Consider the following 16171-nt stretch of genomic DNA (forward strand, 5'->3'; position numbering starts at 1 on the left):
CCGCCTCGGCCATGGAAAGGAACTGCCTCGGGCTATGCATGAGGAACTGCCTCGGGCTATGTAGAGAAACTGCTGAGCCCTATGTAGAGTGCCGGATGTGGTGGCAGACGTGCGCACGACCGCGGCGGTGGCGAAGGTGCTGTCGGCGTTCCTCGCCGATCCCGGCGCGGACCGCTACGGCCTGGACCTCATGCGGGCGACCGGGCATCCGAGCGGCACGCTCTATCCGATCCTGCTGCGGCTGCAGCGGGCCGGTTGGGTGGACGCGCGCTGGGAAGAGGTCGATCCGGTCGCCGCCGCGCGCCCGGCCCGGCGCTATTACCGGTTGAGCCCTGATGGTGCGGTCGCGGCACGCATGGCCGTCGCGGAGCTGTTCGCGCGGCTGGCACCGGGTGCCGGCCCTGCGGGCACGGTCGTCACGCCGAGGACTGCAACGGGGGCGGCGTGACGACCGGCGACGGGGGCGACGGGGGCGATGGGCCGGTTGCGGACCGGATCGCCGAGGCGCTGCTCCGGGTGGCGGCGCGGCGGTGGCCCGCCGAGGTGCGCGAGGAGCAGGCCGGGAGTGGGCCGCCGAGCTGCACGAGCTGCGCTCCGAGCCGGGCAGCGGTGCGGCCGGCGGGCGCTCGGTCAGCTGCGGTTCGCGTTCAGCCTGGCCGCCGCGTCCCCGGTCGAGGACGAGTCGGGCGTGCCCCGCGGATGGCGGAGGGCCTGCCCGAGGTGAGTCGCGCGCTGCAGCCGATGGCGGTGCTGGCGGTCTTCGGCGTGCTGGCGGCCGGCCCGGGCGGCAGCGTCCTGCGGGGCGCCGCGGAGTGGCTCCTGGGCCTGTGCGGTGTGCAGGTCGGCTGGCCGGCCGGCACCGACGTCGCGACCGTGACGTCGGTGCCGGCGCTGCTGATCCTCTCGCTTCTCGCGGTGTGGGTCGGCCGCCGCATGCCCGTGCAATGGACCGGCCTGCGGCGACTGGCCGGCGCCGGCCCGGCGGCCGTCGCACCCGCCGCGCTGGCGGTCGCGTTCGCCGTGCTGACGATCGCGATGCAGAGCATGACCGGCCTGGGCAACCCCGCCCTTGCCGGCGGCCTCGGCGCCGCCGCGACGGCGTGGGCCCTGCTGGCCGCGGCCCTGGCCGTCGCCGTCGTGCGGCTGTCACGGCGGCGCGGGCGGTGGTGGCTGGCGGGGCTGCTCGCCGCGGTCGGCACGCCGCTGGTCGTGGAGCTGGCGGTCACCGCGGCGGTGCTGCCGTCCGGGGCGGGCCTGCCGGCCGCGCTGTCCTGGGCGCCCGACCTCGTGTCCGGCCGGGCCTGGTCCGACCTCGTCATGTCACAGCAGACGCCCGATGGCGCCGCGCTGCTCAACGCGACCAGCACGTTTCCGGTCCACCTGCTGCTGTTCACCGGGCTGGCACTGGGATACGGGCTGGGCGCGGCGCGACCGAGGCCGCGCCGCCCGGCGCCGCTGCCCGATGCCGCGCCCACGCGGCTGCGACCGCTGCCGGCCGCTGCCGTGGCCGGTGTCGTGTCGCTGCTGGCGGGGCTGCTCACGTGGGCGTACACCCTCGCGGTCCTCACCCCCGAGCTGCCGCTGATCGGACAGAGCGCGCCGATGCCCGGCGGCGACGGCGAGCTGTACATGTGGGGGGCCGAGCTGCGCTGGGCGGGCATCACCCTCGCCGCCCTCGGCCTGCTGCTCGCCGCGGCCGACCGGCGGGGCGCGTCGCTCGCCGCGGCGCTGCAGACCGTCATTCTGCTGGTCGCCGACGGCATCCTCGCCCGCGCCGGCGCCGCGGGCCCCGGTGGGCTGCGGACCGCCCTCGCCGTGGCGGCGGTCGCGGCGGCGCTCGCCTGGCAGGTCGCCGGCCGGCGGCACGGCGTGGACGCGCTGGTCGCCCGCCGCCGCCTCGTGTGGACGGCGGTCACCGCCGCCTGCTGCGGGCCGATCCTGTTCGGGCAGGGCACGCCGGCGGTCAACCATCCGTTCCTGCCGCTCGGCCTCGCGGGGGCGACGGCGCTCCTGGCCGCGACCTTCGCGGTCGTGGCCGCGCACGCCGCCGCGGCGGCCCGCCCGGTGCGGCCGTCCGTGCGGCGGCTCGCCGTGCACGGTGCCGTCCCCGCGCTGCTGCTCGGCGCGTGCGGCGCCGCGACGGGCGCCGGCGTGTCCAACGACGTCACCGCGGCCGGCATGCTGCTCGCCGCGCCGCTGATGGTGCTGACCGCCGGGACGCTGAGGGGTCCGCGCCGAACGGCCCTGTGGACCACGCTGGTCCTGGCGAGCCCGGTGCTCAGCGCGCTGGTCGTCGCCCTGGCGCTGCTGCTGTCGATCTTCGTGGCGAACGTGTTGTTCGCGGTGGCCGGCAGCAGCTGGGCGGCCGACGGGCTGTCGCTGCTGCCGGGCGCGGTGGTGCTGGCGGTAGGGGTCGGCGTGGTGGCCGGCCGGACGCTGGTCCGCGCCGATCCGGCTGCCGGGCAGCAGCCCGTCCCTGCCTGCCCGGATCCGGTGGGTCTGTAGCCATCCTTTTGCCGATGCGCTGATTGCCTCCGATCCAGGTTCGCGTGCGGTGCTCGTCATGCCCGTAAAAGGGTCAGCGCAGCAGATCCACAGCGGCCTCTTCCACGGCGCGAGCCTCATCGAGAAGGTCCGCAAGCACGGCGAACACCGCCGCCGGCTCCGATCCATCCGGCTCCCACGCCGTCGCCGACATCGCCGACCACACCGCGGCCGAGGTCCGGAACGCCGCGGCGGCCTCCGCGAGCCGGGGCCGGGACGTCACCGCCGCCGCCTCGTCCAGGAAGTCGGCGTAGATCGGGCGGGTGGCGCCGGGCGCCGTGTACTGCGCTTCGAGGCACTCGTGCACCCGGCGCAGCACGAACGCGAACGCTTCCGGTGACGCGAACCGGCGGGTGAAGCCGGTCCTGGTCCTCGTGTCGCGCAGCTGCGCGGCGAGGCGGGTCATGCCGGCGAAGCCGACGTTGGCGTCGAACGCGTTGCCGAGGACCGGGCCGGTCAGGTGGGCGGCCGTCTCCGCGGTCGCGGCGATGACGGCGGCGTCCAGGGCCACGGTCGGTGCCGCGCCGGTGACGACGAGACGGTGGTGGCGGCCCTTGCGGTGGGCGGACCACGCGTCGAGGAACCCGTCCACCGGCAGCCGGTGCGGGCCGGCGTCGTGCACGGCGAACCCGGAGCCGTCCTCGCCGGTGACGACGACGCCGTACGGGTCTGCGTCCACGGGCACGGTCACGGCCCGCCAGGGCAGGCGGGCGGCGGAGACGGTGCAGTACACCGGCCGTCCGAGCGCGAGGGAGGATCGCAGGGCCTTCAGTGCGGCGGCCGGGGAGGTGCTGTGCGCCTCGGTGAACGCGATCCCGAGCCGGTCCAGGACCGTGGGCGCCCAGGGCGCGGGGTGGTGCTGGGCGACGATGGTGAGGATCGGTGGCATGCCGCGGTAGTCGAAGACGGCGGCCAGGAAGCCGATGCCGCCGCCGAGGCCGCAGAGCATCGGCTCGCTCAGGTCGGTGCCGGCGGGCAGCAGCTGCCGCACCAGGTCGCTCGGCTGGTGCCGGACGGTCCCGTGCGGGCGTGCGGCCAGGACGTGGCGGCGGGCGGTGGTGTAGGACTCCCCCGTGCGGGCGCTGCGCTCCCGGACGAGTCGCTTGAGATGCTTGTGGTCGGTCATCACGGCTGCCTCACCGACGGTCGGGCCGCCTCGCATGCCCACGCGGCGAGCCGGCGACCGTCGTGCGGGTCGGGTGGTGGACCGGCCGTGCACGAGCTGACCGCGATGGCATGAGACCACCTTCTCCCCCGCACCGCCGGTGGGCGTGGGCCACCGGTCAGGGAGTACGGCGCGCGGCGGCGCCACATGTCACCATACCGTAGTGGCTGGTGAGCGGCGGTTCGTGGTGCAGCGGCACCGGGCGACGCGGCTGCACTACGACTTCCGGCTCGAGATCGACGGGGTGCTGGTCAGCTGGGCGGTGCCGAAGGGGCCGACCCTGGACCCGAAGGTGCGGCGGGCCGCGTTCCACGTCGAGGACCACCCGATGGACTACATCGACTTCGAGGGGGTCATCCCCGCGGGTGGGTACGGCGGCGGCGACGTCATCGTGTGGGACGCCGGCACGTGGGAGCCGACCAAGGACCCGGACCCGGCCGCCGCGGTCGCCGCCGGGGAGCTGCACGCGCGGCTGCACGGCGACAAGCTCCGCGGCACGTTCGTGCTGATCCGCACGCGGCGGCAGGGGTCCGGGAAGGACGACTGGTTGCTGCTGCACAAGCGCGACGAGCACGCCGTGGACGGCTGGGATCCGGAGGAGCACCCGCGGTCCGTCCTCAGTGGACGGACGAGCGACGAGGTGCTCGCCGACCCGGACCGGCTGTGGGACCCGCACACCGGCGCGCGCCCACTGAAGGCGAGCCGGGAGGAGCTGCGCGCGCTGGAGGAGGTCCGCGACGGCGACACGTGGCACGTCTTCGGCCGTGACCTGCGGGTGAGCACACCGGACAAGGTGCTGTTCCCGCCGTTGCCGGGGCAGGCGCCGGTCACGAGGCGGGAGCTGCTGCGGTACACCACCCGGTTGGCGCCGACCGTGCTGCCGTACGTGACCGGTCGCGCGCTCGCCCTGCGCCGCTTCCCGGGCGGCGCCGGCTCCACCGGGTCGTGGCAGCGCCGGCCGCCGCGGTGGGCGCCGCCCTGGCTCACCTCCCTGACCGTCACCGAACCCGCCGCCCTGGTGTGGGCGGCGAGCGTCGACGCGCTGGAGTGGCACGTGCCGGCGGCCGGGTTCGCGGTGATCGAGCTGGGTCACGGCACCGCGTGGGCGGATCAGCTGGTGCTCGCCCGGCTGTACCGGACCGCGTTCGAACACCTCGGCGTCACCGCGGGCGCGAAGGTCACCGGCGCGCGGGGCATCGAGCTCTGGGTGCCGGCCGCCGGCGACGCCGGCGGCTGGATCGACGCGCTCACCCGTTCGATCGCGGCGGTCGTGCCCGAGCTGGGCCGGCCCGGCACGGCGGGCGGGCCGTCGGTCGTCGCGCCCTACAGCCCGCTCGCCGCTCCCGGCGCGCCGGTGTCGGCCCCGATCGGCTGGGACGAGCTGGACGACCCGGCGCTGACCCCGGACGCATTCACGATCCGCACCGTCCCGGACCGCGGCGGCGACCCGTTCGCCGCCGTCCTCGGCCCGCCGCGGCCCTTGCCAGCGCTGGACCGGGTGGAGCCGTAGGGTCGATGGCATGGCGGAGACGCAGCGGCGGCCGGTGCCGCGCAACGACGGCGGCGAGCTGGACACGGCACTGGCGTTTCTCACGTTCGCGCGGGAGTCGGTGCTCATCAAGACCGAGGGGCTGAGCGACGAGCAGTTGCGGCGGGTCCTCGTGGCCACCGGGACCACGCTGCTGGGGCTGGTCCACCACCTGGCCGTGGGCGAGCGGTACTGGTTCGGGTATCACCTCGCCGGGGAGGGCCCCGACCGGGAGTGGGACTTCGGCATGGACGTGCCACCGGATCGGGACGCCGCGCAGGTGCTGGACGACTACCGTGCGGCGGTCGCGCGCAGCGACGAGATCGTCCGCGCGATCGGCGACCCCGACACGCCCGCCGCCCGCGCGGTCGACGGCCGACACCTGACGCTGCGGTGGGTGGTGGCGCACGTGACCAGCGAGACGGCCCGCCACGCCGGGCACGCCGACATCCTGCGGGAGCTGATCGACGGCACCACCGGCCGGTGAGGCCGGCGGCCCGCCACGCCCGGCCGAGCTAGGCGACCGCGGCCGCCGCTGCCCGCCCCGCGACCCGGCCGGAGAACAGGCAGCCGCCCAGGAACGTCCCTTCGAGGGAGTTGTACCCGTGCATGCCGCCACCGCCGAACCCGGCGGCCTCGCCGGCCGCGTACACGCCGGGCAGTGGGGTGCCGTCGTCCTGCAGGACCCGGGCGGACAGGTCGGTGTGCAGGCCGCCGAGGGTCTTGCGGGTCAGGATGTTGAGGCGCACGGCGATGAGCGGGCCCGCCTTCGGGTCGAGCAGCCGGTGCGGGGTGGCGACGCGGATGAGCTTGTCGCCGCGGTACGCGCGGGCACCCCGGATCGCGGTGATCTGCGCGTCCTTGCCGAACGGGTTCGTCAGCTGCCGGTCCCGGGCCTCCATGACGGCCCGCACGTCCGGCGCGGACAGCAGCTCCTCGCCGACCAGACCGTTCATGCCCGCCACGAGCTTCTCCACGGTGGGCGCCACCACGAAGTCGGCGCCGTTGCGCTTGAACGCCTCGACCGGGGCGGGCGCGCCGGGGCGGACCCGCTGCAGCACCTGCCGGACGCTGCGGTTGGTCAGGTCCGGGTTCTGCTCCGACCCCGACAGCGCGAACTCCTTCTCGATGATCTTCTGGGTGAGCACGAACCAGCTGTAGTCGTGCCCCGTCGCCATCAGGTGCTTGAGGGTGCCGAGGGTGTCGAAGCCCGGGTAGAGGGGCGCCGGAAGGCGCTTGCCGGTCGCGTCCAGCCACAGCGACGACGGGCCCGGCAGGATGCGGATGCCGTGGTTGGGCCAGACCGGGTCCCAGTTCTGCAGGCCCTCGGTGTAGTGCCACATCCGGTCGGGGTTGATGATCTGCCCGCCGGCGGCCTCGGTGATGCCGAGCATCCGGCCGTCGACGTGCGCCGGGACGCCGGCGACCATGCGCTTCGGCGGCGCGCCGAGCCGGGCCGGCCACGCCTTGCGCACCAGGTCGTGGTCGCCGCCGATGCCGCCGGACGTGACGATGACGGCCTGCGCGGTCAGCTCGAACGCGCCGGTGACCTCGCGCGAGCTCGTCTGTCCACGTTGGACGTCGCTGGGCTCCAGTGTGGACCCGCGGACCCCGGTGACCACGCCGCCGGTCTTCACCAGGCCGTCGACGCGGTGGCGGAAGCGGAGCTCGACGAGCGGGCTCGCCCCGACCCGCTTGGCGAACGGCTCGACGACGCCCGGCCCGGTGCCCCACGTGATGTGGAAGCGGGGCACCGAGTTGCCGTGCCCGTCGGCGGGGCCGCCACCGCGCTCGGCCCACCCGACGACCGGGAACAGCCGGTGGCCCATGGCCCGCAGCCAGGAGCGCTTCTCACCGGCGGCGAACTGCACGTATGCCTCCGCCCACCGGCGCGGCCACAGGTCCTCGTCACGGTCGAACGCGGCGCTGCCGAGCCAGTCCTGCCAGGCTAGATCGACGGAGTCCTTGATGCCCATGCGGCGCTGCTCCGGCGAGTCGACCAGGAACAACCCGCCGAACGACCAGAACGCCTGCCCGCCGAGACTCTGCGGCGGCTCCTGCTCCAGCAGGATCACCCGCTTGCCGGCGTCGGCGACCTCGGCCGCCGCGACCAGCCCCGCCAGTCCGGCACCGACCACGATCACATCTGCATCCACGCCCTCAGACTAGGCACCAGCATGCGAGAATCGTGGCGCCGGGAGCAGAATCTCGGCATCATTTTGTCACCGCGGTGACAATTCCGGGAGGTGTACGGTCGACCTCAGCCCGACGGTCCGGGACCGCTTGCGCGGTCTGCGTGGCCGGTTGCACGAGCACACCCTGGCCACGGTCAGCGCGGCGATGCTCGACCAGGGCCGGTCACTGACCGGCGGGCAGGGCCGCGGCCTCACCGTCGGGGTCGAGACCGCCGTCGACGCGTTCGTCGACACCTTCGTCGCCGGCGGCGACCTGACCCGCACCCGGGCCGCGTTCCACGAGTTCGGCCGCACCGAGTATCGCGAAGGCCACCGCATCGACGCGCTGCGCTCCGTGCTCACCGTCGGCGCCCGCGCCATCTGGTCCGCCGTCAGCGACCCGGCCTCGCCCCTCGACCGCGCCGACCTGTCCGCCGTGGCGCACGCCCTCTTCGGCTACGTCGACATGCTCGCCGGCGCCGCCGCCGAAGGCTACCTGGACGAGCAGCAGGACGCCGCGCACGACTGGGCCCTGCTCCGGCGCCGCCTGATCACCCTGCTGGTGCAGCCCGACCCGCCCACCGACACCGCCCTGCACGCCGCGGGCGAGGCGGCCCGCTGGCCGCTGCCGGCGGCGGTGACCGTCGTCAGCGTCGAGGGCACCGACGCCGAACACCTCGCCCGAGCCGTCGGCGCCGGCGCCATCGCCACCGTCATCGACGGCGCCACCAGCCTCGTCGTGCCCTCCCGCGCCGCCACCGTCCTGCCGGGCGCCGTCGCCCGCGGCCTCACCGGACGCCGTGCGGCGGTGGGCCCGGAGACGGAGCTGCGGCGGGCCCGTGTCTCGCACCGCCTGTCGCGCCGCGCCCTGCAACTGCAGCAGTCCGGCACCCTGCCCGACGGCGTCATCGGCTGCGACGACCACCTGGTCACGCTGCTCACCGCCTGGGAGCCCGGCGTCGCGGACCGCCTCACCGCCCGCGCCCTGGCCCCGCTCGCCTCGGCGACCCCGGCGTCCCGCGAGGTCCTCGCCGAGACGCTGCTCGCCTGGCTGCGCTGCCAGGGCCAGGTCATCCCGACGGCCGAGGCCCTGCACACCCACCCGCAGACCGTCCGCTACCGCCTCCGCAAACTCCGCGACGCCTACGGCTCCCGCCTCGACGACCCCGACGAACGCCTCGCCCTCCACCTCGGCCTGCTCTGATTGGTCAAGATCACCATGCGTGACACATCCCTGGGCGCATACCCAGGCCGTGCGCTGCGACGACGCATGCGGGCCGCCTGCCGATGCCCGTCGCGGCCCCTTGAGTCCGTGCCGCGCCCCCGGGTGGATCTTGTGGTTGATCGAAGTCGGGTACCGGTCGCGCGGACGGCCGCGGGGCGACTTCGATCACGACGACAAGATCGAGTCCAGGTGTGCAGGCGCGTGAGGCACGCAGGTCGCGCACCCGGCCCTGCCCCGGACCCCCGTGATCGCAGAACTTCGGTGGCGCCCAGCACCCAGTGAAGTTCCGTGATCACGGAGAAGTGATCGGAATCGATGACTGGACCGGACAGCACCACACTCCAGGCGGCGATCTTCACCCCGGCCGCTTGATCGAAGGACGCCCCTGGCCACCGGGACGACCACCGCTGTCCATTGATCACGCCCGCAAGATCGTCCGCTGGCACCGAACCGCGGCCACCGGCAGGAACACTGCCATGCGCGGGCCGCCACCCCGCCACTGCGCCGTACCGAGTGGTGCCAGCGCCTCCCGGATCGCTGCGAAGTTCGCGACCATCGATGACTGGACCGGTGGGTACCACGCTCCAGACAGCGACCTTTCCCCGCCCCGTTTGATCGAAAGACGCCCCTGGCCACTGGAACGACCACCGCCGTCCTTCGATCACGGTCGCAAGATCGTCCGTCGGCTGCCCGCCAGCCGCGGCGACACCCAACGACGGCAAACACCAATCTTCGTCGCAGGATCGTGCTCGTCTCGCGCTTGGACGTGAGCGCTGGGGCGGGGCAGCGTCGTGGGGCGACTTCGCGGCCGCCGCGCCCTGTTGCCGGTCGCTCACTGCGCGACTGAGGCCGCACCCTATATTGAGCGCCGTGGTACCAGTGAACGAGCGGACGACGGCGGAGCTGTTCGACGGCGCGTTGGCCGAGGTCGAGGACGACGACCCGGAGTGGCACTACGACCACCTGCTGGCGCTGCACGGGCGGCCGACGCCGGAGGTGTTCGAGACCGCCAGGGCCCTCACCCGCGACGCCGACCCCGCGCGGCGGGAGCTCGGCGTCAGGGTGCTGCGTGAGGTGGGGCGCCACGCCCCGGAGGCGGCGGCGCTGCGGCTGGGCAACGCGCCGCTGCTCATGGAGATGCTCGAGCACGAGCAGGACCCGGTCGTGCTGGGCTGGGTCGTGTCCGCCGCCGGCTACCACGGGATGGCGCAGGCGCTGCCGGTCCTGGTGCGGCTCGCGGGCCACCCCGACGACTTCGTGCGGTTCCACGTCGCGGCGAACATCCCGTGCGTGGTCGATCCCGGCGCGGCCGGCGACGCGGCGGTCACGGCGATGGAGGTGCTGACCGGCGACGAGGACGACGATGTCCGCGGCTACGCGATCTACGGCCTGGTCGTCGAGATGGGGGTCGACCCCACCCGGATCGCCGGCACCGTCGCGAGGCTCCTGACCGACCCGGACCCGCACGTGCGGTGGCTGGCGTCCGGAGCAGGGTCCGACCCGGACTCCTGAGCGCGGACCTACGGCGCCGGCACCCGCAGGCCGGGGCGGGCCGGGCGGAGCAGGCCGGCACCGACCGCGACGAACAGCACCGACGGCGGACCCCTACGGCGCCGGCACCCGCAGGCCGGGGCGGGCCGGGCGGAGCAGGCCGGCACCGACCGCGACGAACAGCACCGACGGCGGACCCTACGGCGCCGGCACCCGCAGGCCGGGGCGGGTCAGGCGGAGCAGGCCGGCACCGGCCGCGAGAGCAGCACCGACGCCAGCGGGGTGACCGGCACGACGATCAGCGTGGCGGTGCGCCCGGCGAGCACGCCGCCGAACCCGACCGCCGAGACGCCGAGCACGCCGGCGGTGCACAGGAGCATGCCGGCGGCGGCGAGCGGGGTCCGGTGGCGCCGGGCCGCGGCGCCGGCGGACGGCACCCAGGCCGGCCGGGGACGGTCCGCGCGGCGGAACAGGACCACCAGCGCCGCGGTCGGGACCAGCAGCAGCGCGATCCACACCGGCCGCCACAGCCACCACGCCGCCGAGCCGGCCGGGGGCTGGGCGACGCCGAGGGCGAGGGCGCCGGCGCCGATCACGAACATGCCGGTGAGGTGCCACAGGAACGTCGTCATCGACAGGCCGTTGGCGGTGACCACGCCCCGCCAGACGGCGGGACGCTGCAGCCACCGCGTCACCGGCCCCCGGGCGAGCAGCACCAGGCCGATCTGCAGCACCGCGCAGGCGAGCAGCGCGACGGTGGGCGGGGACATGTTCGACACCCGCTCGCCGGGCACCCCCACCATCGAGGTCGGGTACCCGCCGGCCGTGGTCAGCGCGACGGTGCCGGCGAGGCCCGTGCCCGCCAGGGCGAGGCCGTGCCGCAGGGAGCCGTCGGCATACAGGAAGCCGGCCTGGTGCACGGCGAGCCAGACGAACGCGACGTTGGCGAAGCCGATGAAGGGCACGCCGTAGCCGAACCGGGCCACATCCACGGCCACGGCCGCCGCGCCGAGCGCCACCGGGACCAGCGGCGCGAGGCGCCCGGCCCAGTGGTGCAGCCGGAGCATGAGCGGGGCGAGGGCGACCACGCCGAGGTACACGCCGATGAACCACAGCGGCTGGGCGACGACCCGGGTGGCGAGGCGCAGCACGCCGCGGTCGGCGCCGGCGAGCTCGATGCCGAGCGCCAGGACCAGCCACACCGCCGCGAAGGCCGCCGTCGGGCGCAGCAGCCGCCCGGCCCGGGAGCGGACGAAGTCCGCATAGCGTCCGCCCTGGCGGCGTACCGACGACCACGCCACGGCGTGGGAGAACCCGCCGACGAGGAAGAACACCGGCATAACCTGCAGCAGCCAGGTCGCCGGTTGCAGGGCGGGGACGAAGGCCAGGACGTTGCCGGCGCGGGCGACCCCGTCGTCGCCGACCGCGACGACCGCCATCAGCCAGTGGCCCAGGACGACGACGCCCAGGGAGAGCACCCGGAGCAGGTCGACGTAGCGGTCCCGGGTCACCGCGGTGGACTGGAGCTCACGCATGCCGTCCAGCGTCCCGCCGGCGCGAGCGGAACGGATCGGTGCTGCTGCTCAATCCTCCTGAGTACCGCTACCCGGTGTCAGAGGATGGCGAAGACCGCCAGGCCCTCCGGGGTCTCCTCGTGGACCTCGACGCCGGTCACGGACGCCTCGGTGGGGCCGTGCCAGGTCCACGCGACAAGCCGGTCGACCGCCTCCGGTGGTCCTTCGAAGACCGCCTCGACCCGGCCGTCGGCGAGGTTGCGCACCCAGCCGCCGACGCCCGCGCCGGCCGCGACCCGCCGGCACGTGTCGCGGTAGTAGACGCCCTGGACCCGCCCCGACACCAGCACCCGCCTGCGCTCCATCCTGCGACGGTACCCGCCGGCGTCACGACGACGGCCGGTCGGGCAGGAGCCGCTCCTCGTGGTCGAGCTCCCGTTCCAGGACGCGCAGGCCCTCGTCGGGGAGGGTGCCGGCGTCACGCCAGCGCAGCAGCTCCTCACGCTGGGCGTCCATCGCGGCACGGCGGATGCGCAGGGCCGCCTCGTACCGCGGCGACACCGGCATCTCCGGGGACTCGGCGCTCTGCAGCAGGTCGATGCGGCCCTGGTAGCGGGCCAGCCGCTGGGCGAGCAGCCCCCGCATGGTCTGGATCGCCTCAGCCTCGCTGGCGTCGATCCCGGGATCGCCGGCGTCGGGGTCTTCGCGGCGGTCCCGCTCGAGGTCGTCGAGGCGGTCGAGGGCCGCACGGACCGACGCCGAGCGGGCCTCGTTGCGCAGGCGGGCCTCGTCGACCGCGTCGGCGCGCAGGCCGAGGCGGCGCACCAGCGGGGCGAACGTGAGGCCCTGCCCCACCAGGGTCACCAGGACCACGGCCAGGGTGCAGAAGAGCAGCAGGTCCCGGTCGGGGGTGATGCGGGGCAGTGTGAACACGGCGGCGAGGCTGATGACGCCGCGGGTCCCGGCCCAGCTCAGGGCGATCACCTCCCGGCCGGTGAGCTTGTCGGAGTGCTGCCCGGTGCCCAGCCGTGAGTGCAGCGACCGGGGCAGCGACTGGGTCAGCAGCAGCCACAGCGGGCGGATGAGCAGCACCGCGCCGACGGACACGGAGACCGCGATGACGACCGTGGACGTGTCGTACTGCCGCAGCCCGCGGATCACCTCCGGCAGCTGCTGGCCGATGAGCAGGAACACGAAGCCTTCGAGCAGGAAGTCGACGAGGCGCCAGACGGCGTTGGTCTGCAGGCGGCTGGCGCCGGACGCGGTGCGGGGGGCGTGGTGGCCGACGACGAGCCCGGCGACGACGACCGCGAGGACGCCGGAGACGTGCAGGTGCTCGCCGAGCAGGTACGCGGCGAACGGGGTGGCGAGGGAGATCGCGTTGGCGGCCATCGGGTCGCGGGTGACCGGCCGCAGCAGGTGGACCAGGTAGGCGATGGCGGCGCCGGCCGCGGCGCCACCGGCGGCCGCGACGACGAACTTGACCACCGCCGCGGACGCGGAGAAGCCGCCGCCGACGACGGCGGCGGACGCGAAGCTCAGGATGGTCAGGGCGGTGGCGTCGTTGAGCAGGCCCTCGCCCTGGATGATGGTGACGAGCCGCTGCGGCAGGCCGACCTTGCGCCCCACGGCGAGGGCGGCGACCGGGTCCGGCGGGGCGACGGCGGCGCCGACCGCGATGCCGGCGGCGAGGGTCGCGCCCGCGACCAGGTGGTGGAAGCCGTAGCCGATCGCGAGGGCCGTGATGAGCACCAGGATCACCGACAGGCTCACCACGATGCGGACGTTGCGCCGGATGGCCAGCAGCGAGGAGTCCAGGGCGGCGCTGTACAGCAGCGGCGGCAGGACGAACGTGAGCACGATCTCCGGCTCGAGCGCGACGTTGGGGCCGGGCAGCACCGCATAGGTGATGCCGAGGACGGGCAGGATCGCCGCGGCCGGCAGGCCGGTCCGCCCGGCGAACCAGCGCACCCCGACCACGACCGCTACCGCGGCGAGGATGAACAGCAGCAGCGTCTCGGCACCCACCACTCCATTGTCAGGGGTGCAAGACCGTTACCGGGTCGAAGCCTTCACGGACGGTGATTTCGTCGGGGTCGTGGTCGGTGAGACGGCGGCCTGGTCGGCGTTGTTGTTGACGATCTCGGGGTGCAGCGCGACGAACGGGCCGACCTCGTCGCGGATGATCGCGGCCAGGAGCTCCTTGGCGGTGTCGTCGAGGATCTCGTAGGACTTCCCGCCGACCGTCTCGGAATGGAAGTCGCCGTTGTTCACCTTGAGCGTCACCATCTTGTCCGGGTCGATGCCCTTGAGGGTGAAGATCCAGTCGGTGAGCTCGATCTTGTTGTTGTAGAACGAGACGGCGTCGCCCATCTTGTTGAGCATCTCGGCGACCTTCAGCGGGTTGGTGATGACCCCCGCGCTGGTCGCCTTCTTCACCATCGCCTTGATGAACTGCTGCTGGTGGCGCTGCCGGCCGTAGTCGCCGTCGTTGTTGGCGAGCATGTCGCGCTGCCGCACGTAGTCCAGGGCCTCCCAGGCCGCCATGTCGTAACAGCCGACCTCGTAGATCTGGGGGCGCATGTTGGGCTTGAGGCTGGTGGGCAGGTCGTTGACGAAGTTGTAGGGCGGGCCTTCCTTCCCGGTCTTGGTGTTCCAGCCGGTGTGGATGGAGATGACCCGCTCGTCGACGCACATGTGCACGCCGCCGATCGCGTCGACCAGGCCCTTGAAGCCGTCGAAGTTGACGATCGCGGCGCCCTTGAACTTCAGGCCGCCGGCCAGGGTGCTGACGGTCTCGGCGAGCAGCTCGAGGCCGCCGACGCGGCCGCCGCCGTTCTGGAAGCCGCCCTGGAACGCGGCGTTGATCTTGTCGGTGCCGCCCACGAACTTCGTCTTCGGGTGCGGCGGGATCCTGACCTTCGTGTCCCGCGGGATCGAGGTGAGGTAGACGGCGTCGTGGCTGGCCGGCACGTGCGCGATGATGATCGAGTCGGCGCGGACGCCCATCTCGGTGTTGTTGACGCGCTCGTCGATGCCCACCAGCAGCAGGTTGATCGGGCCGTCGATGCTGTTGCCCTCGGCCGCGGCCGCGCCGAGACCGCCGGGATGGGTGATCTCGTCGCTGTAGTGGTCCAGCAGCAGCTTGCCGCTGATCAGCCCGCCGCCGCTGGCGACGAGCAACAGCGCGCCGAGCCAGAGCAGCAGCTTCGCCCACAGCGGATCCTTGCGCTTCTTCGCCACCACACGCCCTTCCGACCGTCGATCTCATGCTGAAGACGGAACCGGGGCGTGCAACGTTGCGTTCCCGCTTCTCGGGTCGGCCGCCTCCGACGATAGCGCCGCCGAGTTTCCACTGTTCTCCGTGCATTCACCTGCTGGACCGGGCACGAGTGTGGCAATGGTCACGCCCGATTCCCATCACCTCCGTCGTCGTCGACGTCGACGACCGCGACCGGCTCGGCGACGACCTCGACGGCGGCCACGGACGGTCGCCGGGGCGACACGGGAGCCGGTTCGGCACGGCCCGGCACGCCGATGCGCACGACCATCGCGGGGTGGCCGACGTCGCCGAGCATCCGGCGCAGCATCGCGCGGGCCGGCACGACCTCGACGAGATCGCTCATCGGCGAGGCGGCCAGGCCGTCGCCGGCGGCGGTGAGCAGCACCGCGGACAGCGCCTCCCCCGCGGCGATCCAGTCGCGGGCCAGGTCGCCGCCGGTGACCAGCACCGCGTAGCGGGCGTGGCGGTCGGCGACCTCGCCGCCCGCGTAGACGCTGGCGGGCTCGGCGGTCCCGGTGAAGTCGCGGATCGGCACCGGGCGCGGCCCGCCCGCCGCGGCGGTCTGCGGCGGCACCCGTCGGCGGCGCCGTCACGGACCCAGGCCGCGAGCTCCGCCCGGTACGCCGGGTCCTCGCGCTCGACGTCGGCCGCGTGGCCCGCGGCGACGACGACGTCGACCTGGTCCCGCGGGCGCACCAGGTGCAGATCGGCGCCGGGCGGCGGCGGCGGCCCGCAGCCGGTCGAGGGCGGCCTCGGGCACGTCCTGGTCGGCGAACGGCCGCCGGTCGGTGCGCCGGATGCTCATCGCCCGGCGCAGCCGCTGCGCCTGGGCGCCGCGCTCCACGGCGCCGGCGGGGTGCACGGTGGCGAGCAGGTCGGGATCGTCGCCGTCGGGCAGGTACGCCACCTCGGCGGCGACACCGTCGGCGGCCAGCGCGACCCGGACGTGGTGCAGCGCGGCGCCGCAGCTGAGCGTCAGCAGCCGCCCGTCCGGGTCGATCGTGGCCAGCTGCCGGGACCGGTCGGCGCGCAGCTGCGCGGTGTCGCCGTCGATGCGCCAGCGCCACGGCTGGGTGTTGAGGATCGACGGAGCGTCGAGCGCGGCGAGGACGGCCTCGGTCAGCGCCCGGCCGGCCGGGCTGACCCGCACGGCGGTGCCGCGGTCGGTGTACTGGATGGCGGCCATGACGGGCTCCTTCGAACGGTCGGCTGGTGACTTCCCCACCGTGGCTCCCCGGCATGGGTGG

Annotated in this window: 14 protein-coding genes; 6 read left to right on the plus strand and 8 right to left on the minus strand. The window is 74.4% G+C overall.

Annotated features, from left to right (window positions below; all coding sequences use genetic code 11):
* Positions 1–109 precede the first annotated feature (109 nt).
* Positions 110–448: a PadR family transcriptional regulator gene (locus tag OHA72_RS55225; protein ID WP_327004122.1), complete on the plus strand. Its 339-nt coding sequence runs from the start codon at positions 110–112 to the stop codon at positions 446–448.
* Positions 449–699: 251 nt separating this feature from the next.
* Entirely contained in the window at positions 700–2505 is a 1806-nt protein-coding gene (locus tag OHA72_RS55230) for a hypothetical protein (RefSeq protein WP_327004123.1), read from the plus strand.
* A gap of 73 nt (positions 2506–2578) precedes the next feature.
* Here OHA72_RS55230 and OHA72_RS55235 read toward each other — a convergent pair whose 3' ends face one another.
* Complete coding sequence (locus tag OHA72_RS55235) at positions 2579–3670, minus strand: BtrH N-terminal domain-containing protein (RefSeq protein WP_327004124.1); 1092 nt, start codon at positions 3668–3670, stop codon at positions 2579–2581.
* A gap of 202 nt (positions 3671–3872) precedes the next feature.
* On the opposite strand from OHA72_RS55235, the gene ligD reads away from it, so the two are divergent.
* Positions 3873–5219: a non-homologous end-joining DNA ligase LigD gene (ligD, locus tag OHA72_RS55240; protein WP_327004125.1), complete on the plus strand. Its 1347-nt coding sequence runs from the start codon at positions 3873–3875 to the stop codon at positions 5217–5219.
* 10 nt (positions 5220–5229) lie between these two features.
* Positions 5230–5724, plus strand: coding sequence for a DinB family protein (locus OHA72_RS55245; protein WP_327004126.1), 495 nt, complete (start codon positions 5230–5232; stop codon positions 5722–5724).
* A gap of 28 nt (positions 5725–5752) precedes the next feature.
* On the opposite strand, the gene OHA72_RS55250 is transcribed toward OHA72_RS55245, so the two are convergent.
* Positions 5753–7393 carry an FAD-binding dehydrogenase gene (locus OHA72_RS55250; RefSeq protein WP_327004127.1) on the minus strand — a complete coding sequence of 547 codons (1641 nt, stop codon included), beginning with the start codon at positions 7391–7393 and terminating at the stop codon, positions 5753–5755.
* 127 nt (positions 7394–7520) lie between these two features.
* Between OHA72_RS55250 and OHA72_RS55255 the strand changes: the two genes are divergently transcribed.
* Both OHA72_RS55255 and OHA72_RS55260 read left to right on the plus strand, forming a co-directional pair.
* Positions 7521–8615, plus strand: a complete 1095-nt coding sequence (locus OHA72_RS55255) for a PucR family transcriptional regulator (RefSeq protein WP_327004128.1) — start codon at positions 7521–7523, stop codon at positions 8613–8615.
* 891 nt (positions 8616–9506) lie between these two features.
* Positions 9507–10148 carry a HEAT repeat domain-containing protein gene (locus tag OHA72_RS55260; protein ID WP_327004129.1) on the plus strand — a complete coding sequence of 214 codons (642 nt, stop codon included), beginning with the start codon at positions 9507–9509 and terminating at the stop codon, positions 10146–10148.
* Between the two features lie 209 nt (positions 10149–10357).
* On the opposite strand, the gene OHA72_RS55265 is transcribed toward OHA72_RS55260, so the two are convergent.
* The 6 genes from OHA72_RS55265 to OHA72_RS55290 all read right to left on the minus strand — a co-directional run bounded on the left by OHA72_RS55265 (position 10358) and on the right by OHA72_RS55290 (position 16110).
* Positions 10358–11662, minus strand: a complete 1305-nt coding sequence (locus tag OHA72_RS55265) for an acyltransferase family protein (protein WP_327004130.1) — start codon at positions 11660–11662, stop codon at positions 10358–10360.
* A gap of 77 nt (positions 11663–11739) precedes the next feature.
* Entirely contained in the window at positions 11740–12006 is a 267-nt protein-coding gene (locus tag OHA72_RS55270) for an acylphosphatase (RefSeq protein ID WP_327004131.1), read from the minus strand.
* A 22-nt stretch (positions 12007–12028) separates the two neighbouring features.
* Positions 12029–13669, minus strand: a complete 1641-nt coding sequence (locus OHA72_RS55275) for a Na+/H+ antiporter (RefSeq protein WP_327004132.1) — start codon at positions 13667–13669, stop codon at positions 12029–12031.
* A 27-nt stretch (positions 13670–13696) separates the two neighbouring features.
* Positions 13697–14884: an LCP family protein gene (locus OHA72_RS55280; RefSeq protein WP_327004133.1), complete on the minus strand. Its 1188-nt coding sequence runs from the start codon at positions 14882–14884 to the stop codon at positions 13697–13699.
* A gap of 161 nt (positions 14885–15045) precedes the next feature.
* Positions 15046–15498, minus strand: coding sequence for a hypothetical protein (locus OHA72_RS55285; protein WP_327004134.1), 453 nt, complete (start codon positions 15496–15498; stop codon positions 15046–15048).
* A gap of 15 nt (positions 15499–15513) precedes the next feature.
* Complete coding sequence (locus tag OHA72_RS55290; RefSeq protein WP_327004135.1) at positions 15514–16110, minus strand: hypothetical protein; 597 nt, start codon at positions 16108–16110, stop codon at positions 15514–15516.
* Between the last annotated feature and the right edge of the window lie 61 nt (positions 16111–16171).

The organism is Dactylosporangium sp. NBC_01737, from assembly GCF_035963215.1.
GTDB lineage: Bacteria > Actinomycetota > Actinomycetes > Mycobacteriales > Micromonosporaceae > Dactylosporangium.

What these genes read in the sequence shown, in the direction of transcription:
- OHA72_RS55230 (WP_327004123.1), top strand. Translation starts at nt 700, where the DNA reads ATGGCGGAGGGCCTGCCCGAGGTGAGTCGCGCGCTGCAGCCGATGGCG.
- OHA72_RS55235 (WP_327004124.1), bottom strand. Translation starts at nt 3,670, where the DNA reads ATGACCGACCACAAGCATCTCAAGCGACTCGTCCGGGAGCGCAGCGCC.
- OHA72_RS55245 (WP_327004126.1), top strand. Translation starts at nt 5,230, where the DNA reads ATGGCGGAGACGCAGCGGCGGCCGGTGCCGCGCAACGACGGCGGCGAG.
- OHA72_RS55265 (WP_327004130.1), bottom strand. Translation starts at nt 11,662, where the DNA reads ATGCGTGAGCTCCAGTCCACCGCGGTGACCCGGGACCGCTACGTCGAC.
- OHA72_RS55270 (WP_327004131.1), bottom strand. Translation starts at nt 12,006, where the DNA reads ATGGAGCGCAGGCGGGTGCTGGTGTCGGGGCGGGTCCAGGGCGTCTAC.
- OHA72_RS55290 (WP_327004135.1), bottom strand. Translation starts at nt 16,110, where the DNA reads ATGGCCGCCATCCAGTACACCGACCGCGGCACCGCCGTGCGGGTCAGC.